Consider the following 21339-nt stretch of genomic DNA (forward strand, 5'->3'; position numbering starts at 1 on the left):
GGCACCGCACAGCTGTGCAGTGCCCTGTCGTCAACAACGGTTTCCGGAGAGCGCAATGGAAAGCGGCGCACCGCTCTTTCGCATGGAAGGCATATCGAAACGCTACGGCGGGGTGCGGGCGCTTGAAAATGCCGAACTGTCCGTCAGGACCGGCGCCATTCACGCCGTTCTCGGCGAGAACGGTGCCGGAAAGTCGACGCTCATCAAGATCATGGCGGGCGTTGTAGCCGCCGACGAGGGGCAGATGACGCTCGATGGACAGCCGGTGACGTTTGCGTCACCGGCCGCCGCCAACGCCGCCGGCATCGCCTGCGTCTTCCAGGAGCTGTCGCTGATCCCGGAACTCAGCGTTGCCGACAACATCGTTATCTTCAATCCGCCGACCCGGTTCGGCATGATCGACCGCAAGGCCCAGCGGCGTCTGGCAGAAGAGGCGCTGGCGCGCGCCGGTGCGGCAGACATCCACCCTCTGGCGCTGGTCAAGGACCTGCCGCTGTCGCGCCAGCAGATCGTCGAGATCGCCAAGGCGCTCGCGCGCAAGCCACGCATCCTCATTCTCGACGAGGCGACGTCGGCGCTCACGGCGGCCGATGTTTCCAAGGTCTTTGCCGTGTTGAAGCGGCTGCGCTCTGAGGGGCTGGCGCTTGTCTACATCTCGCACCGGATGAACGAGATTGCGGAACTGGCAGACGATTGCACCGTGTTTCGAAACGGCAGCAAGGTTGCAAGCTACCCGGCAGGGACAAGGAGCGACAGCGAGGTCATCGAGATGATGATCGGTCGTGAATATCATAGCGTCTATCCACCCAAGCCGGGCCCGCTTGCACCAGCGGCACCCGTCCTTGAGACGCGAAATCTGTCCTGGGCGAACCGCCTTCACGACATCTCGTTTTCATTGCGTGCAGGCGAAATCGTCGGTCTCGGCGGGCTGGACGGGCAGGGACAGCGCGACCTCCTCCTGGCGCTGTTCGGGGTCTTGCGCGGGCTGCGCGGCACGGTTCTCGTCGACGGCAGAGCGATCAGCATCGGCAGCCCTGCGCAGGCGCGCCGGCATGGCATCGGCATGGCGCTCATTCCCGAGGACCGCAAGACCGAGGGGCTGATGCTGCCGATGACGGTGCGTGACAATCTCTCGCTCGCCTCTCTCGACCGGCTGACGCGTGGCGGGATCATCGATCGCGCCAAAGAAGAGAGCGCTATCGACCGGATGATGACGTTGCTGTCCATCAAGGCGGGCAACATTGACGCGCCGGTCGGGGCGCTTTCGGGCGGCAACCAGCAGAAGGTCGTCATTGCGAAATGGCTGATGCGGCAGCCGCGCATCGTCCTTCTTAACGACCCCACGCGCGGCATTGACGTCGGCACCAAGCAGGAGATCTACCAGCTCTTGCGGCGTCTGGCGGACGAAGGCGCGGCTATCCTCTTTTATTCGACGGACTATGCCGAACTCATCGGCTGCTGCGACCGGGTCCTCGTGCTCTATGACGGGGCGGTAAAACGGGAGTTGGCGGGCCGTGAGATAACGGAGCGCGCGCTGATTGCGAGCGCACTCAACATTCCGTCCGCAGACCCAAGCCACCGGGAGCCCATCCAATGAACGACTGGCGGTACCGACTGACGGAACACCGGGGCACGCTGGCGGCGGTTGCGATCTTCGTGGTGATGTTCATCATCTACACATCGAACCATCCGGCCGGCTTCACCGCCAACGTTATCCAGACGGCCGCCAACAAAGGCGTGCTGCTTGCCTTTGTCGCGATGGCTCAAACCATGGTGGTGATCACCGCCGGCATCGACCTCTCGGTCGGCATGATCTTCCTTCTCACCAACTGCCTGGCCTCGTGGCTGGTCGTTGGCTCGCCGCTTGAGACGGCCTTCGGCGTCGTGGTCGTCCTTGGCGTCGGGGCTGCATGCGGCGCCATCAATGGCGCCATTGTCATCTATGGGCGGCTGCAACCGATCGTGGCGACGATCGCAACGGGGGCGGTCTATTTCGGCTTTGCCCTGTTGCTGCGGCCTTTTCCCGGCGGATCCGTCAACGAGGGGCTCGCGGATGCCCTGACCGGCCGGATTTTCGCAGTTGTGCCAGCGAGCCTCGTCGCGCTTGCAGCGGTTGTCGTCGTGATATGGGTGCCCTTCAGCCGGTCGGTCTATGGGCGTGCAGCCTATGCCGTGGGCTCCTCCGAGACGGCCGCCTACATGTCCGGCATGCCGATCCGCCGCGGCAAGTTGCTCGCCTACACGCTTGCGGGCCTGGTCGCCGCACTCGGGGGGCTGTTTCTCACCTTTTTTACCTATACCGGCGACGCAGCACTCGCCAGCGGCAACGCCTACACGCTGTTTTCGATCGCAGCCGTGGTGCTGGGAGGCGTTTCGCTGTTCGGCGGCAAGGGCAGCGCCATCGGCGCGGTCTTCGGTGCGCTGGCATTCCGCACGATCGGCGACCTATTGTTCGTTTTCGATCTCGATCCACTCTGGCAACCGCTGTTCCAGGGACTGATCCTGATGGCGGCCATCAGTCTCGGGGCCCTTGCGCTCTTCAGGGTGCGCAATAGATTGGAGTGGTTCCTGTGAGCGAGACTGCAATGACTGGCGCAACCGGACGCAAATCGACCTTCATACGCAATCTCGACCCGGCGGTGGTCACTGCGTTCGGCTGCATCCTGCTGCTGCTTGTGCTCGGCAGCCTCTATTCGCGCAGCTTCCTGTCGCCGGAGTATCTGCTGCAGCAATTGAAGGTGGCGTCCTTCCTCGGCATCATCGCCACCGGCATGATGCTCGTCATCCTGCTCGGCCAGATCGATCTTTCGGTGCCGTGGACCGTTGCCACTGGCGCGATGATGGCCTGTGCGGCCGCGGCCTACGGTCCGGTCGGGACAGCGCTTGCCATTCCCTTCGGCGTCCTGTGCGGCATCGGCATCGGGCTCGTCAACGGCGTCGGGGTTGCCTATCTGCGCATCCCCTCGATGATCGTGACGCTGGCGACCAATGCCGTCGCCCAAGGGGTGATGGTGGTCTATACGGGCGGTTTCTCGCCACAGGATTCCGCCACCGCAGCCATGCGCTATCTCGCCACCGGTGCTCTGGTTCCCGGTATTCCGAATGTGGTTTTCATCTGGGCGTTGATCGGCGCGGCGATGGTCTTTCTTCTGCGCCGGACGGGCTTCGGGCGCGCGGTCTACGGCATCGGCAATCGCGAGCGTGCGGCCTATCTCTCCGGCATCAACACCCGCCGCATCGTCATGATTGCCTTTGCCGCCTCGGGCGGGCTTTCGGCGCTTGGCGGGGTGCTGCTCGCGGGCTATGCCTCGAAGGCAGCGCAATCCATGGGTGATGCCTATCTTCTTCCGGCCATTGCGGCGGTCGTCCTTGGAGGAACGTCAATCCTCGGCGGGAAGGGATCCTATCTCGGTACGGTCGCGGGCGTCATTCTGATCACGCTCCTGCAATCGATCCTTTCCGTTACGCAGATGCCCGAAGCCGGGCGCCAGATCATCTACGGTGTGGTGATTATCCTGATGCTTCTGCTCTATGGTCGCGCGCCGGCGAGCCGGTAGGAATGCGGGCTCGCGACACGTCACTCGGCATCGCACCTTGACGCTGCTCTCGGCGATGCGACGGAGTTCCGCCGCATCGACGGTTGGACAGTGTTCGATGCTGTCGCGAACCACACCGGATTAGAGACCAAAACCGATTGCGCTTCTCGCACGTATATCCCCTAGAGGTCGCTATTCTTCAGGAACGTCATGAAAGCGCGCGCAAGATTTCAGGTAGTCCTAAGCCTGCTGATTTTGATCGGGACCATTTTCGAGCCGCTCAGGGCGATCGCGGACGAGGCGCGCCCGGTTCGCATCGATGTCGGCGGCTTCAGTCTGAACAGCGTACTTCTTAAACCCGGCAAGCAGACGAGCCTGCCGCCGATCGTTTTCATCCACGGTGCCAGCGCCAGTCTTTACGACCCGATGTATGCCTTTCGCGGGAAGCTCGAAGGAAGAGCGACGCTTTTGTTCGTCGATCGGCCGGGACATGGCGGCTCGGATGTCGGCGGATCTGAAAACATACTGCCTGACGGACAGGCGGACGCCATTGCAACTCTTATGGCAAGGCGCGGGATCCCGAAGGCGATCATTGTCAGCCACTCCTTTGGCGGCGCGATCGCAGCGGCCCTTGCCGTGCGCCATCCCGAAAGGGTTGTCGGTCTCGTCTTCCTGTCGCCAGCCGTCTACCCCTGGAACGGCGGCGTCGCCTGGTATTATGACGCAGCAGCCGTTTCTGTGTCGGGTGCGCTCTTCAGCACTCTGATCGCCCCGCCAATCGGCCTTCTTGCGATCGGCAGCGCGACCCGCGCGACATTTGCGCCGAACACAATGCCGAAAAACTATCTGCGTGAAGCCCGGACACTGCAGGCCCTCAGGCCCGCAGCCTTCCGGCACAATGCCCAGGAAGTGGCGGCACTCAACGACTGGACCCGGACGGCAAGTCGGAAATACCGCAAGATCAAGGCGCCGACGGTCATCATCACCGGTGACGTCGACAGGATTGTCTCACCCAATGTGCATGCACGGCACCTGGCCCGGGATATCCGCGGCGCGAGGCTTATGGTCGTGCACAATCTCGGGCACAAGTCGGACTATGTCGCAAGCGATCTGGCCGTCGCGGCGATCGAAAAGATCAGTGGCCGGAAAGTCGATCTGAGCGCCGTAGCAAGGACGATCGAAGAGCGGATCGCGGCAGATGGCGAGCGTTGATCTCTGGCGGTTGAGGTGCAGGGCCGGCATGGTCGCGCTCTATGGAACGGCGGGCGTTCTGCACGTGGCCTTTCCAGCGCCCTTTGTCGCCATCACCCCTTCGTGGGTGCCTGACGCGCCAGAGGTGATCTTGCTGACAGGACTTTGCGAGATCGCAGGAGCGATCGGTCTGCTGATCCCGGCTCTTCGCAAATATGCCGGCATTGCGCTCGCCCTTTATGCGGTGCTCGTCTTTCCGGCCAATATCAAGCATGCACTGGACAGCCTGAGTGCGCCGGAAGTCGCTCCTTGGCAGTGGCTGTATCACGCCGTCAGGCTGCCGCTGCAACCGGTCGTCGTCTGGCTCGCTGTCTTTGCAGGAGGTGTCGTGACCTGGCCTCTGCGGTGCAATCGGCCGCCACGGCAAGCGGGTGGCTGACGGCGCAGTGCTCGCATAGGTGGCCGAGAGGGGCTTCCGGCTCGGGCGCCGACGTGCTAGTCAAGCTGCCATAGGGATAACCGAAGCTCTGCCTCGAAACCCGACATGTCCATTCCATGTCGGGGCGATCGCTGGTTCGTGCCCGCATGGGTCATCATGCAGGGAGAACGTGCGCATGAACCCTATCGTTGTCTTGCTCGCATTTGCGACATTTGCCACAGGAACCGCTGAAAACATCATAGTCGGCATCGTCTCCGATGTCGCCGGCGAGCTTGGCGTTTCGATCGCGTTTGCCGGGCAGTTGACGGCCGTTTTTTCGATCGTGTTTGCCTTGACGGCGCCCTTGGCGCTCGTCCTTACGATGAAGATCGAGCGCAGGCGCCTTCTTCTTTGTGCTCTGGGCCTGTTCGTCGTTAGCAATCTCTGTGCGGCAGCGAGCCCCAATTTCGCAACGCTTGTCGTCGCCCGCATCGGCATGGCCATGGCGAGCGCGACCGTCTGCCTTCTGGCAACGATGTTGGCGACCGAGCTGGTCGCGAAAGACATGAAAGGTCGAGCCATCGGCATCATTTTCATGGGGATCAGTGGCTCGCTGGTGCTCGGCGTTCCCGCGGGAATTTTCATCTGCGGACTTATCGGCTGGCGGGGCGTCTTCATCGCACTGTCCCTGCTTGCCGGCTTGGTGTGGTTGGCAAGCTGGCGGCATGTTCCGGTCTCCGCTCGCCGTAAAGCCGCCCTTCCAACGTATCTGGACCACCTGCGAAAGCCGCCTCTCGTTGCGGGCCAGTTTGTCTCCATTCTGATGATTGGCGGGCACTTCGTGCTGTTCGCCTTTCTTGGCCCCTACCTCGTTGAGATTGCCAGCGTTGCCGCGGAAAACATCGCGATAGCCTTTGCGGTGCTTGGTATTGCCGGCGTGAGCGGTGGCTATCTCGGTGGTTGGCTTGCCGACCGGTCTTCGCCGCGCAACGTCCTTTTGCTCACGCCGACGGCCTACCTGCTCGCCCTTGTCACAACCGTTGGTCGAGGGCAGCTCGTGGGTGATGTTCAGCGTGCTGATGATCTGGGCCTGCATCAGCTGGATGATCTCGCCGGTGGTACAGAGCTTCTTGATCTCAGCCGGGCCGGAGACGGCCGATACCGGCATAAGCCTGAACCTGTCGACAATGCACATCGGTGTAGGGCTCGGGACGGCAGTTGGGGGGATCGCGCTTGCAAACCTCTCAGTCCACGCCCTGCCGTGGGTTGGAGCGATCATTGCAGCGCTTGCCGTGGTCGCGAGTTTCTGCGCGTTCTGGTCGTCGAGGTTGGCAGAAAGACCACGAGAACGCATTCCAGGCCAAGCCAAAAGCCCTGCCGCATAATCGGAACTCATGGGATTTTGGAGTATCGCCTACGGATTTGGTCCTCTGTGGGCCGCGTTCAGCGCGTGTTGAGACGAGCCATGGCCATTCACGTCAAAACAGCTGGCTCTGTGGAGGCATGACCTGACGCAACTCGGGGCTTGAAAACTGCATGCTTGATGGTTGTCTTGACGGACCAACCTGCAGGTTGAGCCCAAGCCGGAGATCTTGCATCGGCGTCTTCAATTTGATCGGAGGTGTCCTCAACACGCCCGACCACGCCTCCCTTGGAAAGGGTGCGAGGTTTCCATCGCCGAGATCGAACGGAGCGAGCGCCTGCGACACCAGGCCCTCCGCCGCACCATCTTCCAGGATCAGCGAAATGTCCCGCCAGTCACCGTGCGCGGGCACTTCCACCTGGACGCTTGCCTGCACCCAGGTGCCCGCCGGCAGCGGACTAACGAAAGCGTCCGGCAGGAGATCCACGCGGCACCTCTCGGTCGCCACACCGATCTCCTGCCAGTTCGCCATGCGGTCGGGCTGGCAGATGATCCGGCTTGCAGTCATTCGACCGTGAGAAATGGCCAATCCCTCGGCCAACGGTCCGTTCCCGGCAAGAAGGGGATTCGGCAGGATGTTGCCGATCGGGTTGTTGACTGCATCGAAACGGTCGTCCTGCGCCCATGTTCGAGGAGCAGGTGGAGCGAGGAAGCCACTAAGATAGGCTGCCAACGCCTTGCCGACCGCGTAACCGCCCGGAACCGAAAAGTGCGTGCCGTCGTCGGAGAAACCATCGTGTGGCGCCCCATCGGCAGAATAAGGGTCCACCCAGACGGAATTCCAGTCGAAGACGTGGCAGTGCGGTCTCATGGCTGCAAAGGCGAGGCTCTTCTGGTTGATCCAGTGTGCTTTTGCCCGTTCCGATCCGCCGGCGACCCATTTCTGCGTGCCACGCGCCAGGATCGGCAGCAGGATCACCGTCTTTCCAGCCGCTATCAGTCGATCAACGACCGCTTCGCGGATAGACTGGATGACTTCCTTTGTCTCAACCATCATGTCGTTCGTGCCGGCATCGACGACGATCAGGTCAAAATCGAGCTTCAAGACCTCCTCGAGACGCTGTGCGATGTCCCGGGCCTTCTGGCCCGAAACGCCGGCGTTCAGTCCGCCGAAGCCACGGGTGACGCCGATCCTGCCGCTTGGCTCCCAGCCGGGAAATACGCGCGGATCGTGAAACACCGTAATGTCGAGCTGGCCGGCGGAGAGAACCTCCGCCCATGTCGCCCACCCGCGGGCGCAGGAGTGGATGTGCCTGTCGCCTGCGTGGTGGTTCTGCTGGACAAGCGACGTGCCGATGAGGGCGACGCGCTTGCCATGGATCGGAAATCGCACTGTCATGACCATATCAGGAAAACAGCATGCCGCCGTTTACATCGTAGCAGGCGCCGGTGATGAACGACGCCTCATCGGAGACAAGGAAGGCGACCAGATTGGCGACCTCGTCCGATCGGCCCTCGCGCCTGACCGGGGTTGCGGCAGCGACACGCTCGCGCACTTCCGGCTTGGTGAACGTGTCGTGGAAGGTCGTAGAGATCATGCCCGGGCAAACCGAATTGACGCGGATCCTTGGTCCGAGTTCTTTTGCAAGACCACGCGTGAAGGTCATGACCGCCCCCTTCGAGGTGGCATAGGCCAACGCACCAGGGCCGCCGCCATCGCGGCCGGCCTGTGAGGCAAAGGTGACGATCGCGCCACCGTCGGCCATCGCCGGAACGGCCGCCTTGGATGCATTGAAGAGTGAAGTGAGATTGACGTCGATCACCTGCCGGAAGAACGCCTCGTCCATGTCCTGCAAGGTCTTGCGCGCCAAAAGTCCGCCGGCGACATGCACGAGCCCATCGAGCCGACCGAACGCGGCAACTGCCCCGTCGACAGCCGCTTGTGCATCGGCGGCCACGGTCATGTCCGCCTTGATGGCGATCGCCTTGCCACCGGAAGCCGTTATCGCCCTCACGCACTCCTCGGCGCCAGCCGCCGAGCCAAGGTAGGTGATTGCGACCTTCGCGCCGTCGCGGGCAAGCCTCTCGGCGCAGGCCTTGCCGATGTCGCGGCCGCCGCCAGTTACTAAAATGACCTTGTCCTTCAGTCCGTTCATGACATTTCCTTTCCGATCAGAAGTTCTTGGGGATGATGATGCGCAACTGGTTGTCGTCGACATCGGTGAAATAGAGGTCGGCGCTGAAGCCCTGGTCATCGACGAAGTGAAAGACCCGCCGGGGTTCGCTAAGGGCATAGGGAACGAGAAGCGTCACCAGGGTCTGCTTGGTGGACGCTGGAAGCGTTGCCTCGACGTGATATTGGGTGGCCAGGCCCTCGATTTCGGTTGGATCGACGCCTTCGAAACCTTCGATCATGCGTATCTGCGGCGGCCCTGCGGTTGAAAACACGAACTGCCCGTAGAGCCCCGCCCGTTCGCCGGTCAGACGAAAACTGTTGCTGCCCACGTCCATTTGATGGGCGGAGTGAAATAGCCATTTGAGGGGCTGTGGTTCGACGCATTCGACGCGATCGACGATGACGAGGAAGTCGCTGCTGGCGAAATGGATGTCTCGCTCGACCCTGAGGACCAGCGGATTGTTCGCCCGATAGGCCGCCGTGGCATCGCCGCTGATGAAGACATGCGTCGGCTCCTCGCGCACCGCCGTGATCCGACCTCCCGCCTTCTTGCCGATCGCCTTGTCGCCTTCGGCGTATTGCCCGCTGTCGCCTATGAGGACGGCGTTCTTGGATATGGTCTGCCGGCGCCAGCTGCGATGCATGGTCGAGTTGAAGGCGACATAGTAACCGCTCTGGATCGCCAGATCCTCGCCGAAGGCATAGAGCAGGAATGCGTTCTGGTCGCCGTGACTGTGGCTCAAGGAACCAAAGGGGCTGCTCTTGAACAGGAACTGGATGTGGCGATCGGGATCGTCCATGTGTTTCTGGATCGCAACCCAGCCGATGTCCCTGAACCACTTGACCGGCGGCAGGTCGGCAGGTGCCTTTGCCTCGACTTGCGGGTAATCGTGCCGATAGACAAGCTCGTCGAAATTGAGGTCCCACCAGCCGTAGTTATAGAATTCCATGGCGGTACCGGCGGCATCCGCCTTCAGCCGCTCGAAATACCACTGGTAATGGGCGTTGCCGGTGACGCCGGCAAACTGGCGGACATTGTAGCCAACCTTGAGACCAGGCGGATCGCCGAGGGTGGAGTCGTCTCCGAAGCAGGCCCGCCTCGTACCCGGCGCCTTCGTGTAGAGCGGAAAATCACCTGTTTTCTGGAAGAACGGCCGCCGATAGAGATCGACCTTGAGGAAGTTTCGGATGAGATTGGCGGCTTCCGTCAGATAGGCGATGCCGGTCATCCAGTAGTGTGGACCCTCCGCCCACCCGCCGTCGCTGTCGCCCCATGGCGAATAGAGGGTGAAAAGAAATTCGACCGTATAGTCCAGCCAGCCCTCGGCTTCCTTTTCCTCACCGGCCAGCGCGATACATGCCGCTGTGAGGGCCGCCGAAAGCGAGCGCACCGCGTGACTGTCATAGGGGAAAACATGGATGCGCGCACGCCAGATCACGTGGTCTGCGACTTCGCGTGTCCGCGCAAGGAGCACACGACGCACGCGATCTCGCTCACCGTCATCGAGATGGTCGTATAGCCAATCGTAGCCCCAGGCGAGCGCGGTCACTACGCGGAATGCCGCCTCGTCATTGTAGGAGCGGGCCGTTGCTCCCTGCGGATCCCAGGCCGCGACCGACAGCAGCCAGTCCTTGGCCCGCGCAATCATGTCTGCGTCATCCAGGATGACACCTGCAATCGCCAGGTGCCGGATGGCGTAGATCGCCTCCTGGCAGTCGATGTACATCTGCCGCCAGAGCTTGGCGGTGCGCACATTATCCGGGTAACGTTGCGGTTCGGCGATCAGGCTCCGCGAGAGCCACGGCTCCACCGAGTTCACGTAGAAGGTCTTCCAGCCGCAGCAATCAGGATCCTCCTGCAACCGGCTGCGGAAGTTGGTGATGCCATCCGGATTGAGCCACAGGCGGGGATGGCGAAGATCCATGATGTCGCGCCGCTTTGCCGCGCGCGGCAAGGCCGTCTCGGGAAGGCCCGGCTTGAGCGTAAATTCACGCACGCTGCTCCAATCGGAGGCCGCGCGCTTTTCGGCGTCGTTCCAAAGGGCAAATGACCAGCAGTAGGAACCGGGTTCGAGCACTGTATCCGGGGTGAAGAAGTTCCAGGCGATGTTGTCGAAGACCAGCGTCCGCTCGGGCGCAAAGCCCGCATCGCTCGAGATCCGCACCACATAGCGCGCATCGTCGTTCAGGGCCGGCAGCCAGCTGAAACGGGGCGGATTTTCGACAGAGCTTTCGCCGGCCGGCTGATAGCCGATCGTCAGGGTCCCCGGTTTTGGCTCATCGAGATATTGCAGGCGGGGTGCTTCAGCGGTTTTGGGCATCGAAATGACGTCCTTTGAATACGTGATAGAGGCGAGCGCGAGCCGGTCGCGCCCGATAATCGGGTCAGTTCTTTCCGTATTGGCGGTCATAGGCCGCCTGCATCACCTCGGAGACCTTGGCGTAGCCGAGTTGGTCGAGGCGGGCGAGGTAGCCGTCCCAGGAGGCATCGACATCCTGGGCTCCGAGGACCCAGGTCTGCTGCATTTCCATCATGTAGGTGAGAAGGCTCGGCCAGTACTTGTCGTAAACGGCGCGCTCGTCGCTGTTCATCGAGACGCCGGTAAACTCAGGCTGCAGAAGCCCTGGTTCCTTCTCGTACATGGCGATCCCGTCGAGAGCCATCTTGTTCGTCCATTGCTCCTCGGAGGCATAGGCGGCCCAATAGCCACGCGGCACGCCGGCGCCGATTTCCCACATCTGGGCGTTCACCGGCTTGGGGTTGTGAAGGACGGTCTGCTTGTAGACGGGCTTGCCGTCGACCATGTCATAGGTCTCGCCCTCGATGCCCCAGTTCGACAGGATCCGGCCCTTTTCGGAGAACCAGAAGTCGAAGTACTTGATCGTCTCGACCGGGTGCTGGTTCGAATAGGAGATCGCCCAGCCTGCCGGCTGAACGGTCGCACGCCGGCTGTCCTCGAAGCGCCTCCCGGACACGGTCTTCGGCGGCAGCATCGGCGCGAAGTCGATGCCTGGAACGCTGTCCTTCAGAGCGTCGGTGTAGTTGGACGTGCTTGCGAACCAGTCGTGCGTCATGCCCCCGATATTGTTGCCGAGCATGTATTCACGCACCCGAGCTCCACGCGTGAACACCTCCGTATCGATCAAGCCCTCCTTGAACCACTGCGCAACTTTGGAAATGCCGGTCCTATAGTTCGGTGTTGTCCAGGGATGCACGACCTTGCCGTCTTCGATCATGAAGTCGCCGTAGCGTTCCGAGCCGGACACGCGGGCATCCCACATGTTGATCAGTCGGACTGCTTCGATCGGCTCGCGTGCGAAGTAGGGAACTTCATCCTTCTTGCCGTTGCCGTTCGGGTCTTTCTCGCGGAAAGCCTTGAGAACGGCATAGAGTTCGTCGACGTTTTCCGGAACCTTCAGGCCCAGTTTGTCGAGCCAGTCCCGGCGGATGAACCAGGCACGCGAGAACTCGCCCTCGGGCACATAGGGGATGAAGTAGATGTGACCGTCAGGTGCGCTGATGGCCTGGCGCACGATCGGATGCTCGTCGAAGAACTTCTTGAGGTTGGGGGCGTTCTCCTCGATCAGGTCATCCAGGGGCATGAAGGCGCCCTCCATGCCATAGCGAATGAAGTCGTCCTTCAGCCCGCCGGTGACGTCGCCGCCAACGATGTCCGGCAGGTTGCCCGAGGCCATCAGCAAGTTGAACGCATCCCGGCTGCTGCTGGTCGCAAGCGAGGCGACATTCTTCACGTGGATCCCGGTCCATTCGGCCGCCTTCCTCTCGACGGGCCAGTCTTCCGTGTAGACGTATTTGTCACGGAAATGGAAATGGATCGTCAGCTCGAGCGGGTCGTCCGTAATCTTCGTCGAAGCGTCTTGCGCATAGACAGGACCCGATTGCAGCAACGCACAGGTGGCAAGCAGCGCCAACGTGTCTCGAATATATCTCATTCCATTCTCCTCCTTAAACAGAACTGACTGAGACGGCCGTTATTCCTTCACGCCGCCAAGGGTGATGCCCTTGTTGAAGTATTTCTGGATGCTTGGATAAATGAGCAGCACTGGAATGATCGAAGCGATCATGATCGCCGCGGTGACGGTCTCGAACGAATAACGAGACGTCAAAAGGCTGCTTGCGAACTCGTCGTTGGCGGTAAGATCGACGATGATCCGCTTGAGGTAGAGCTGAAGCGGGATCTTCTCCTCGCCGCGCAACAGCACCATGGCCCAGAAGTAGCTGTTCCACCTGGAAACGATGCAGAACAGCGCGACCGTGATGATCGCCGGTTTGGACAAGGGGATGAAAACCTTCCAAAGCAGCTGGAACTCGCTGGCGCCATCCATCTTGGCGGCCTCCTCGAAGGATTTCGGCACGGCCTCGAAGAAGTTGCGCAGCAAGATGACGTTGAAGGCGTTGCAGGCGAAACCGATGATGATGCCCAACCGCGAGTCGAGCAGCCCGAGATCCCGCATGTTGAGGAAGAATGGGATCATGCCGGCGTTGAACCACAGGGTGAACGCGACCATCATGTTGAGGATCTTGCGCCCCCTTAGGCGGGCACGCGAAAGCGCATAGGCGCCGGGGATCATGATCGCGAGGCTGACCGCCGTGCCGCCGAAGGTGTAGATGAAGGTATTGCCGTAGGCGATCCAGAAGAGCCGATCCGAAAGAACGAATTCGTAGGCCGCAAGTGTCAGGTCCTTCGGCAACAGCACGACCTGACCCGAGGTGACTGCGGCACCCGACGAGATCGATACCGACAGGATGTAGATGAACGGGTAGAGCGTGGAAAGGACGAAGAGCCCGATCAGGGTCGCGTTCGCATATCCGAAGATCCGGTCGCCGCGAGAATAGAGATTGAAGCTAGCCATGACGATCACCAGAGCGAGGTTGTCGAAACCTTCCGGCTGATCCGGTTGGCTGCGAAGACGAGAGCGAAGGCGATGACCGCATTGAAGAGGCCGGCGGCGGTGGCAAGGTCGTACTGCGTACCCTGCAGACCCGTCCGGTAGACGTAGGTCGAGACGACGTCGGCGGTGCGGTAGGTTGCCGGCTGGTAGAGCAGGATGATGTATTCGAACCCGACCTCGACGAGGTTGCCGATGCGGATGATCAGCATGATGATGATCGTCGGAAGGATGCACGGAAGCGTGATGCGCCACATCATCTGCCAGCGCGATGCGCCATCGACCCGGGCCGATTCATAGAGCGTCGGGCTGATGCCGGCGATCGCCGCGAGATAGACGATCGATTCGAAGCCTGCTTCCTTCCAGATGTTCGATCCGATGAAAACGGTACGGAACCATTCCGGCTGGGTGAGGAAGTAGACCCGGTCAAGGCCGAGGCTCGACAGGATGAGGTTGACCACGCCTGTCGTGGGAGACAGCAGGTTGATCACAATGCCCGCGACGATCACCACCGAGATGAAGTGGGGCAGATAGACGATGGTCTGGGAAAACCTGCGGCCCAACTCGCTCTGAAGCTCGTTGAACATGATGGCGAGCACGATCGGTACGGGGAAGGCGAAAATCAGCCCGAGGCCGCTGATGGTGATCGTATTGACGAATGCGCGGATGAAGATCTGGTCGCCAACAAGGGTGCGAAAGTTCTCAAGACCCACCCAGGGACTTCCGGCGATACCGCGGAACGGGCTGAAATCCTTGAACGCAATCTGCAGTCCTTCCATGGGCTTGTAGAGGAAGAGCAAAAACCAAAGGAGCATCGGAAGGATAAGCAGGTAAAGCTGCCAGTCTTTCCGGAGGTCCTCGCCAAGGCGCTTGAAATATCCGGCGATCATCGATGTCATCCTCGCCTCACGCATGACCGTTGACGGCTTTGCCGCTCTCGGCGTCGAAGACATGGAGACGGCTCACCGGTATCTGCAGCTTGCCGATATGCGAGAGTGCCTCGACATCGGCGGGCGTTTCGATCTTGGCGACGATCGGCTGGCCGGAAATCCTGGTGTGCAGAAGAGCCTCGGACCCAAGCGGCTCCACGAGTTCGACTGTCGCGGCGATTTCCTGGACGTCCCCGCTCGCTTGCTTGCCGACCGCGACGTGCTCGGGCCGGAGGCCGACGAGGATACGTTGATCGGCGCGCAGGGATGTAACCATTGCCATCGGTAATCTGAGGAGGGCGGCTTCCGCGTCGGCAGCGTCTATGCGCGCCTGCAGTTCACCGTCCACGGAGACGACTGTTGCGCGCAGGAGGTTCATGGGTGGTGAACCGAGAAAGCTTGCAACGAAGGCATTGGCCGGCTTGAGGAAAAGCTCCATCGGTGTGCCGACCTGTTCGACGCGGCCGCCGTTCATGACGACGATGCGGTCTGCCAGCGTCATCGCCTCGATCTGGTCGTGGGTGACGTAGATGCTGGTGACGCCCATGCGTTTGTGAAGCCGCTTGATCTCCGCGCGCATCTGGGTGCGAAGCTTGGCATCGAGGTTCGACAAAGGTTCGTCGAACAGGAAGACTTGCGGCTTGCGGACGATCGCCCGCCCCATGGCAACGCGCTGCCGCTGGCCACCCGACAGGTCCGCGGGCTTGCGTGCAAGGTAGGGCGTGAGGTCGAGGATAGCCGCCGCTTCCTTGACGGCCGCTTCGATTGCGTCCTTCTTTTCACGCCTTACGCGCAGGCCGAAGGCGATGTTTTCAGCGACATTGAGGTGGGGATAAAGCGCGTAGTTCTGGAACACCATCGCTACGTCGCGGTCCTTTGGCGCGACCCGATTGACGAGCCGCCCGCCGATCGAGACCGTTCCGCCGGAAATCTCCTCCAGGCCCGCCACCATCCGCAAGGTCGTTGACTTGCCGCATCCCGACGGCCCGACGAGAACGACGAACTCCCCGCGTTCGACATTCAGGTTTACAGAGTGCACGACTTCGAGTGCGCCGTAGCGTTTCACTACGTCGTTCAATTCCACTGCAGACATTTCAGTTTTCCTCCCGACGGCGCCTACCTCAGGTCAGGCTGCGCCGTGGTTTCCGTTTTTCTGTTGTGGTTGCATTGATCGATTCGATGTAGCTCCACAGTTTCGGATCGCGTGAAAGCTCTGTGATCTTGGCTTCGAGAGAGCCAAGATGCCGGGTCATAGCGGCCACCGCTTCATCCGGAGATGCGGCCCTTATCGCATCGATGATGTCGCGGTGTTCGTGGATGACCTCGCCGGTCCTGCGCACGCCGAACACCATCTTCAGATGGCGCATCCGGTCAATCTCGCCTTTGGCCTGATTGACAAAGGCCCAGACGCCGCTCAGCCGCGCCGTCGAAAAGATCACCCGGTGAAAGTCCTCGTCCAGCTCGAAGAAACGCGTGTAGTCCTCGTTTGCGACAGCCTCGATCTGCTGGTTGAGAGAGAGCTCCAATCGGCCAAGATCTTCCAGCGTATGCCGCTTGGCGGCCTCTGCCGCTGCGCCCGACTCGAGGCGAAAACGAATGAAGCAGGCCTCGATGTAGCGCTGCACCTCGATCGTCGCGACAAAGGTGCCGCCCTGTGGCACGACCTTGACCAGGCCCTCCTCGGATAGCCGGATAATCGCCTCGCGAACCGGGGTCTTGGAGACGTTGAGGATCGCGGCCACTTCCTTTTCCGGCAACGCCCGTCCGGGCAGAAGCCTGACTTCGACGATCAATTGTCGAAGCAGCCGATAGACCTTGGCCGTGGTGTTGCCCGGTCCCTCCTTCGGAAAGGAGCGAAGCAATTCTTCAAGGGGTAAGGCAGGAATTTCGACAATTTGAGACATATCATTCCGCAAACTGATATCTTAGTTGCGAGAGTGATGTCTCATGGCGCGGTTGTCAAGGTGAAATCCACGTTGACAGTCGAGCGCGTTAAACTTGCAGGCACTGGAACTATATTGCGGTCAATGAAGGCGCCTCCGAGGGCCTGACTATGGCTGTCCTTTTCGTTCGACAAAGTGGAAGAGGCGGCGTCGATCGGCCAGATTCAGCTGTGAATAGCGTCGAGACATGCCAAAATATCCAAGGGGAAACCATTGAAATCATTGGCATGTCGCACTTTAAATTAGAATTTACCTACATTTGTCTGAGCGTCATAAGCGTTGGAAGTGAACACCTGCCACGCGTCCGTTCGCAGCGTCGCTCGAATACTCCGGGAATAGCGGACGTTCAAATGTCCCCAACTTGTCTGGACCCGGCATTGCCGAACCGGCTTACTGATTTCGATGGCCGCTCGACCTGATGACCAGCGGCAACGGATCAGGCGGTTTCAGTGCAATCAGGCCGACGGACTTGATCATTCATCGCGGTGGGGGCTCCGACCGTTGGGTAGGCCATCCATAGTTAAGCTCGGTCCTGCAATTCCTCTACGACTGGCGCCTCAGCGCGTCAGTCGCAGTGCACGCCATCCTGAAGTGGTTTGGCGACAAGGTCCCCAGCTCAAAACCCGGCGAACAAAAGAGTTTTGCTAGTCGGGCAGAGTCTGGGTGGACTAAATGTCCCCGGCCTGTCAAAAGTCCTCCGGGACGCGATCGCCGTTATTTTTGGAACGGGGTCGGGCGACCGATTGACGTCACGTTGCTGCCGCGAGATCACGCTGGCCGTCCTACTATTTATCAGCACCCGAGACTGGTTGAAATCAGCGGCCAATAGCGCGGCGATGGCTACTTTCGGCCGAAAGCGGCTACACTGCAGCTTCGGATTGACGCCCAAGAGAGATCAATCGGGCGAGACCCAAAAAAGTATGGACGGCGGACTTCGATCCTAAGGGCATGGTGAGCCCGGCAGGACTCTAACCTGCGACCCATTGAGCGGGCTCTAACCATCGAGCTACAGGTCCCGCCAGATTACTTCCAAGGGCGGCGGACGAATTAATCAAGCTTGAGGGGCGACGAAGCGCTTCGCAAATCTCCGGCGCTCGGTGGGAGGCCGAGCCGTCCCCGCTCTCCAAAAGTGCAAGAAGCAGGGCTCGAAACGAAATGACTTCGCCCTCGCTGGCCAGATGCTTGAGCGTGGCGACATCGTCGTTGGTTAGGAGGGTCGCAGGCTGGCCGCGGCGATCGAAGGGCAGGATGGCGTCGAGCGCGTCGAGTTCTTCAGCGCGTTTGAGGGCGGATTCTGAGGAGGGTTCGCTCATTTCGGCAGGCCGTTGATATAGAGATCGCTGTGTGCCGACATCACGCGGCGCTCCGAACCCGGAATGCCTTCCACGGCGCACAGCCATACCTCGTCGATCAAGGAGGATTTTCCGCGCTGGCTCCGCTTGCCGCTTTGTGTGGTCGCCGACACGTCTGCGGGCGCTTTTGCTGGGCCGCTTCGAGCCACCATGAATTCGGCCTCACGCGGCCTCGATGTCGGTTTGCGAAAAATCGTTGCCCTTGTAGAGGAGCGGTTCTCCCGAAAGGGCCGCAAGAGCATAGGAAAAGCAGTCGCCGTAGTTGAGGCTGGCCGGATGACGTCCCTTGCCATAGCGCCGCCAGGCGCGCCGCGCACGATCGGCATGTTCGGCTGTAACTGGGACGATTTCGACTTCTGCCTTGTAGAGCCAGAGGTCGAGATCGGCGCCTGCGGCCTCCCCAAGTCGAGTTTCGATCACCATAGCAGTCTCTAGGACGGTCGCGGCGGAGATGAGCCTGACGGGGTCGTCTGCAATGCGCTCGCGAAAAGCCGCCGCTTCCGGCTCATTGAAGGCGATGGCGACAAGGACGGAGGTATCGATGACCATCAGGATGGAAGTCCGTTGTCGTCGTAGCCGAGAATTTCGTCGGCAGTGCGGCCGTCGAGAACGGGCCGAGCGTTCCAGCGTCGCTGGATCGCTTCGAGGTCCTCGAGGAGAGCGGCTTTGCGCAAGTCAGAGCCAAGCCGTCGCAGGCGCTCTTCGAGCGCGCGCTTGGTTGCCAGTGTGATGCTTTCGCCGGTCCGTTCGGAAAGGGTGCGGGCCAGCTGTTCAGTGTCGTGGTCTTTGATGCTCAGCGCCATATTTCGACCAGGGTTCCTAAATTTCTATATTCTACCTATAGCACAGTCGCTCTGCACGGGCAATGCGAGGGGTTGGGCTTTAACGGACGTCGGCGAAAATGTTCTTTTCCGACGGCCCTCCAAGTGGCTGGGGATACAGAATTTAGCGATTTGCGCCATCAAATCCATCGCTATCGATACCTGAAACCTCTGCAATGTAGTGCAAAAATCAGCATCCTGAAGACGGAAGCAGGTAGCCAGTTCGCTTCTGTTGAAGAAGTTTAAAACGCATTCAGATGGTGAATGAACCGCGTACCTGAAAACACCGTGGCTTTCGCTTCTCGATTTCAATTGAGGCGCTAATCTTTAATTTCGACGCCGAACCATGATCTAACGACTTCACGTCAAGCAGGGGGAGGGATCTTTCAAAGCCCGGGTGGCCTGGGAAGATTGCGCCGGAACCGGCGGCCGACGCTGTGGTTTGTGCGGCGCCGGCACGCCCGGGTTTTTGCACGAAGGTCGCGAACTGCTGTAGCTGTCCGATGATGTTCGATCTTGCAATGGCCTGGCAAAAAGTGGCTCACTGAAATCGTTAGCAGAAAATCGTACGGCGTTTATCGTTTAAACCCAACGGCGATAAGACAATCTTCGGTTTGAAGCGTTAAAGCAAAACCCACACCGGGGCAGATTTGGGGGCGGTACTTGTGGCCGACCCTGTGAAACAACGCGTCCCATCGCGATCTCGAAACGCGGGCTCTGACATCCGGGAACTGCGAGCGCCATCAATGAAAACGGAAACGGCGAATTCACTGGTTCGGGCTCCGAGGATTATGTGGTCGTGCGCCGTCGCTACTCATCAAGGCGAGGGAATCGCGGTCGGCCTGCCACCATGTCGCTTGGGCAGCCGCCGATCGTTTGGAGTGGAAACTGGATGTCCCCAATCACCCAGCTAAAGGGAAGTCGCGCCAAGTAAGCGGTTATACGGATCTTCGCCAACCTCATCTCATCGACATCAGGTTCATTATCAGGCCGGCCTTGATGACGAGCTTAGGTCGAAGGGGGTCAGAATGAAGGTGACGTTATTACCGCCGACGGCGCGTTGGCCGATATAAGTGGAGTACGAACCGTTGAGCGGGGTCGTTTGCCCAACCATGCAAGCAATGCGATGTCGTGTTTCGAAGATTGCTCTTGAAAAAGTGGGCTCGGCTTAGCACCGTCGGCCTTATACCTCTGAGGTCAGGAAAGATCTCGCATACAATGGAAGCAGTAGCGCCCGAGTCCAGATTTAACTGTTACGTACTTCCCCTTTTCTCGTGACGAGCAATGATGTTTGCCGACGTCGCAGAAGATTTCGGGTTCGAGGCGGTGTGTTTGGCGCCATCTGCCTCATGCGGGGCGAGGACTTCCGTCGTTAGCAACGCAATGAGTAATCCTGCGTGGGGCCGCGTGGCCATTGGAGGGCGCATGAGCTTGTTGGAACTGGGGCGGGCTCGGCTGGCTATGGTGTTGCCACATCATCGCGAGCAATTGCGGAATGCTATGGATGATTACAGCCGTGAACTTTTCGAGGCCTACGCCTTGGCGTCGACGACACTCGACAATCTCGAGCGAGAGATGTCGAGGCGTGAGGATTTGATACATGAGTATCATCAAATCTGCCTGGATTTGCAGGCGGAAGTGCTAACGATGCTCACCAAAAAAAAGGATGAGACGTAACCGAAGAAGCGGGGGACCGCTTCCCGCCGTCGTGGCGCGAACGGGCGCGAAGCCCGGCAAGGCAACTGCGAAGATCGAAAGTGAGCGACTTGAAATCTACGTGCATGTCCACTCGCGCTTTCGCTATGCGCCTAGCGACCGCACTCGCTCCAACAATCGTCGTGGCCTCCACCTCAGAAGCGGAACTGGTCGCCAGGCTTCGATCTTGCGCTTCCCGATTGGAAGCAGGCAGTGACTACGGAAGCTATGTCGAAGGGTGTAACGATGCTCAGTTGTGAGGCGCGCGCTCGAGTTCATGCGCGGCCGAGTTGGTCCCAACGCAAATGCCGAAAGCGCCCAGGTTGCGAAGCAGGAGTTCGCTGCAGATCTCAGACAACCCAATGGAGGCTCGGTCGCGGGTCCAGGCGCTTGTAGAGGAGTGCTTGGTGCACGCGGAGGCGACTGAAGCCATCACAATGGCGCGGAGGCAAGTCGCGCCAGCGAGCTTGATGCTGCGGCGAGCGCACAGCGTGACCCGGTTGCCCGTGCCGAAAGCGATTCCGAACGGGCGGACCTGGCGGAGCGACGGGCAATCGCAGCAGAAGCGGCGGCAGAACGAGCAAAGGCCGAGATAGCCATGCTCAACGAGGAGCGCCGCAGAGGGGCAGAAGCGAAGTCGTCTTCAAACGAAAACAATGGGCCGACCAACGGCAATGAGAACTCCGTTACACTGAACGTGCGGGAAAACGTGCAGCGTGCGCTTCGAGCAAATGGCTACAATATCTTCGAGAGCGCCGAAGAGATGAAATGCGGCTGGACAGGTTCTGCGCAGCTATGCAAGCGGCCGAGCGGCGGGACGACAGTCAGCATTGCGTCCGATCCATATCGGATCCGCATTCTCAACGCGGACGTTACCATCGATTGTTTGAGGCTCCGCAAAGGCGAAATGGTCGCGCAACGCAGTGCTGACGACTGCCAGTGACTAGCCCACTGCCTTAAGCTGAGGGCAACTGGCCAAAGTAAATCCTTGCCAACAACGCATG

At 60.3% G+C, this 21339-nt stretch carries 18 protein-coding genes and 1 pseudogene; 8 read left to right on the plus strand and 11 right to left on the minus strand.

The features are described from left to right. Positions 1-55 precede the first annotated feature (55 nt). The 6 genes from IB279_RS26005 (at position 56) to IB279_RS26030 (ending at position 6652) form a co-directional block, all read left to right on the plus strand. Positions 56-1597: a sugar ABC transporter ATP-binding protein gene (locus IB279_RS26005; RefSeq protein ID WP_113188100.1), complete on the plus strand. Its 1542-nt coding sequence runs from the start codon at positions 56-58 to the stop codon at positions 1595-1597. Beyond that, positions 1594-2574 (plus strand): ABC transporter permease, encoded by a 981-nt coding sequence (locus tag IB279_RS26010; protein WP_113188098.1) that lies wholly within the window; start codon positions 1594-1596, stop codon positions 2572-2574. Before IB279_RS26005 ends, IB279_RS26010 begins: the two co-directional genes overlap by 4 nt. An 11-nt stretch (positions 2575-2585) precedes the next feature. Then, positions 2586-3557, plus strand: coding sequence for an ABC transporter permease (locus IB279_RS26015; RefSeq protein ID WP_112975463.1), 972 nt, complete (start codon positions 2586-2588; stop codon positions 3555-3557). Between the two features lie 189 nt (positions 3558-3746). Next, entirely contained in the window at positions 3747-4748 is a 1002-nt protein-coding gene (locus IB279_RS26020; protein ID WP_113188097.1) for an alpha/beta fold hydrolase, read from the plus strand. Then, entirely contained in the window at positions 4735-5166 is a 432-nt protein-coding gene (locus IB279_RS26025; RefSeq protein WP_246802115.1) for a hypothetical protein, read from the plus strand. The genes IB279_RS26020 and IB279_RS26025 overlap by 14 nt, the downstream gene beginning before the upstream one ends. Before the next feature lie 175 nt (positions 5167-5341). Beyond that, entirely contained in the window at positions 5342-6652 is a 1311-nt protein-coding gene (locus tag IB279_RS26030; RefSeq protein WP_246802116.1) for an MFS transporter, read from the plus strand. Here IB279_RS26030 and IB279_RS26035 read toward each other — a convergent pair. From IB279_RS26035 to IB279_RS26085, 11 genes and pseudogenes are all read right to left on the minus strand, one after another. Further along, positions 6624-7907: an SGNH/GDSL hydrolase family protein gene (locus tag IB279_RS26035; RefSeq protein ID WP_162765852.1), complete on the minus strand. Its 1284-nt coding sequence runs from the start codon at positions 7905-7907 to the stop codon at positions 6624-6626. The genes IB279_RS26030 and IB279_RS26035 overlap by 29 nt on opposite strands. A 7-nt stretch (positions 7908-7914) precedes the next feature. Then, positions 7915-8664 carry an SDR family NAD(P)-dependent oxidoreductase gene (locus tag IB279_RS26040; protein ID WP_113188091.1) on the minus strand — a complete coding sequence of 250 codons (750 nt, stop codon included), beginning with the start codon at positions 8662-8664 and terminating at the stop codon, positions 7915-7917. Positions 8665-8680: 16 nt separating this feature from the next. Then, entirely contained in the window at positions 8681-11005 is a 2325-nt protein-coding gene (locus tag IB279_RS26045; RefSeq protein WP_113188199.1) for a DUF4962 domain-containing protein, read from the minus strand. A gap of 64 nt (positions 11006-11069) precedes the next feature. After that, entirely contained in the window at positions 11070-12638 is a 1569-nt protein-coding gene (locus IB279_RS26050) for an extracellular solute-binding protein (RefSeq protein WP_113188090.1), read from the minus strand. A gap of 39 nt (positions 12639-12677) precedes the next feature. Then, positions 12678-13559: a carbohydrate ABC transporter permease gene (locus tag IB279_RS26055; RefSeq protein WP_060520845.1), complete on the minus strand. Its 882-nt coding sequence runs from the start codon at positions 13557-13559 to the stop codon at positions 12678-12680. Between the two features lie 5 nt (positions 13560-13564). Further along, on the minus strand, positions 13565-14494 hold the full coding sequence (locus tag IB279_RS26060) for an ABC transporter permease subunit (protein ID WP_246802119.1): 930 nt from the start codon (positions 14492-14494) through the stop codon (positions 13565-13567). Positions 14495-14501: 7 nt separating this feature from the next. After that, positions 14502-15617, minus strand: a complete 1116-nt coding sequence (locus IB279_RS26065) for an ABC transporter ATP-binding protein (RefSeq protein ID WP_113188088.1) — start codon at positions 15615-15617, stop codon at positions 14502-14504. Between the two features lie 28 nt (positions 15618-15645). Further along, entirely contained in the window at positions 15646-16428 is a 783-nt protein-coding gene (locus tag IB279_RS26070) for a GntR family transcriptional regulator (RefSeq protein ID WP_060529962.1), read from the minus strand. A gap of 1202 nt (positions 16429-17630) precedes the next feature. Continuing rightward, positions 17631-17780 (minus strand): annotated as a pseudogene (locus IB279_RS26075) (integrase); the annotation flags it as partial. 201 nt (positions 17781-17981) lie between these two features. Continuing rightward, complete coding sequence (locus IB279_RS26080; RefSeq protein ID WP_113188084.1) at positions 17982-18368, minus strand: type II toxin-antitoxin system VapC family toxin; 387 nt, start codon at positions 18366-18368, stop codon at positions 17982-17984. Next, a complete protein-coding gene (locus tag IB279_RS26085) occupies positions 18368-18622 on the minus strand; it encodes a type II toxin-antitoxin system VapB family antitoxin (protein WP_113188083.1) in 255 nt (84 codons plus the stop codon). The genes IB279_RS26080 and IB279_RS26085 overlap by 1 nt, the downstream gene beginning before the upstream one ends. A 1443-nt stretch (positions 18623-20065) precedes the next feature. Between IB279_RS26085 and IB279_RS26090 the strand changes: the two genes are divergently transcribed. After that, positions 20066-20317: a hypothetical protein gene (locus tag IB279_RS26090; protein ID WP_113188198.1), complete on the plus strand. Its 252-nt coding sequence runs from the start codon at positions 20066-20068 to the stop codon at positions 20315-20317. A 616-nt stretch (positions 20318-20933) separates the two neighbouring features. Further along, the gene (locus tag IB279_RS26095) at positions 20934-21278 is read left to right on the plus strand and encodes a hypothetical protein (RefSeq protein WP_113188079.1); all 345 of its coding nucleotides are present in this window, start codon (positions 20934-20936) and stop codon (positions 21276-21278) included. Positions 21279-21339: the final 61 nt, after the last annotated feature.

The organism is Ensifer sp. ENS06, from assembly GCF_014852205.1.
GTDB lineage: Bacteria > Pseudomonadota > Alphaproteobacteria > Rhizobiales > Rhizobiaceae > Ensifer > Ensifer adhaerens.

What these genes read in the sequence shown, in the direction of transcription:
- IB279_RS26025 (WP_246802115.1), top strand. Translation starts at nt 4,735, where the DNA reads ATGGCGAGCGTTGATCTCTGGCGGTTGAGGTGCAGGGCCGGCATGGTC.
- IB279_RS26015 (WP_112975463.1), top strand. Translation starts at nt 2,586, where the DNA reads ATGACTGGCGCAACCGGACGCAAATCGACCTTCATACGCAATCTCGAC.
- IB279_RS26080 (WP_113188084.1), bottom strand. Translation starts at nt 18,368, where the DNA reads ATGGTCATCGATACCTCCGTCCTTGTCGCCATCGCCTTCAATGAGCCG.
- IB279_RS26045 (WP_113188199.1), bottom strand. Translation starts at nt 11,005, where the DNA reads ATGCCCAAAACCGCTGAAGCACCCCGCCTGCAATATCTCGATGAGCCA.
- IB279_RS26090 (WP_113188198.1), top strand. Translation starts at nt 20,066, where the DNA reads ATGAGCTTGTTGGAACTGGGGCGGGCTCGGCTGGCTATGGTGTTGCCA.
- IB279_RS26005 (WP_113188100.1), top strand. Translation starts at nt 56, where the DNA reads ATGGAAAGCGGCGCACCGCTCTTTCGCATGGAAGGCATATCGAAACGC.
- IB279_RS26035 (WP_162765852.1), bottom strand. Translation starts at nt 7,907, where the DNA reads ATGACAGTGCGATTTCCGATCCATGGCAAGCGCGTCGCCCTCATCGGC.
- IB279_RS26060 (WP_246802119.1), bottom strand. Translation starts at nt 14,494, where the DNA reads ATGACATCGATGATCGCCGGATATTTCAAGCGCCTTGGCGAGGACCTC.
- IB279_RS26055 (WP_060520845.1), bottom strand. Translation starts at nt 13,559, where the DNA reads ATGGCTAGCTTCAATCTCTATTCTCGCGGCGACCGGATCTTCGGATAT.
- IB279_RS26065 (WP_113188088.1), bottom strand. Translation starts at nt 15,617, where the DNA reads ATGTCTGCAGTGGAATTGAACGACGTAGTGAAACGCTACGGCGCACTC.
- IB279_RS26030 (WP_246802116.1), top strand. Translation starts at nt 5,342, where the DNA reads ATGAACCCTATCGTTGTCTTGCTCGCATTTGCGACATTTGCCACAGGA.
- IB279_RS26040 (WP_113188091.1), bottom strand. Translation starts at nt 8,664, where the DNA reads ATGAACGGACTGAAGGACAAGGTCATTTTAGTAACTGGCGGCGGCCGC.
- IB279_RS26070 (WP_060529962.1), bottom strand. Translation starts at nt 16,428, where the DNA reads ATGTCTCAAATTGTCGAAATTCCTGCCTTACCCCTTGAAGAATTGCTT.
- IB279_RS26050 (WP_113188090.1), bottom strand. Translation starts at nt 12,638, where the DNA reads ATGAGATATATTCGAGACACGTTGGCGCTGCTTGCCACCTGTGCGTTG.
- IB279_RS26095 (WP_113188079.1), top strand. Translation starts at nt 20,934, where the DNA reads ATGCTCAACGAGGAGCGCCGCAGAGGGGCAGAAGCGAAGTCGTCTTCA.
- IB279_RS26020 (WP_113188097.1), top strand. Translation starts at nt 3,747, where the DNA reads ATGAAAGCGCGCGCAAGATTTCAGGTAGTCCTAAGCCTGCTGATTTTG.
- IB279_RS26010 (WP_113188098.1), top strand. Translation starts at nt 1,594, where the DNA reads ATGAACGACTGGCGGTACCGACTGACGGAACACCGGGGCACGCTGGCG.
- IB279_RS26085 (WP_113188083.1), bottom strand. Translation starts at nt 18,622, where the DNA reads ATGGCGCTGAGCATCAAAGACCACGACACTGAACAGCTGGCCCGCACC.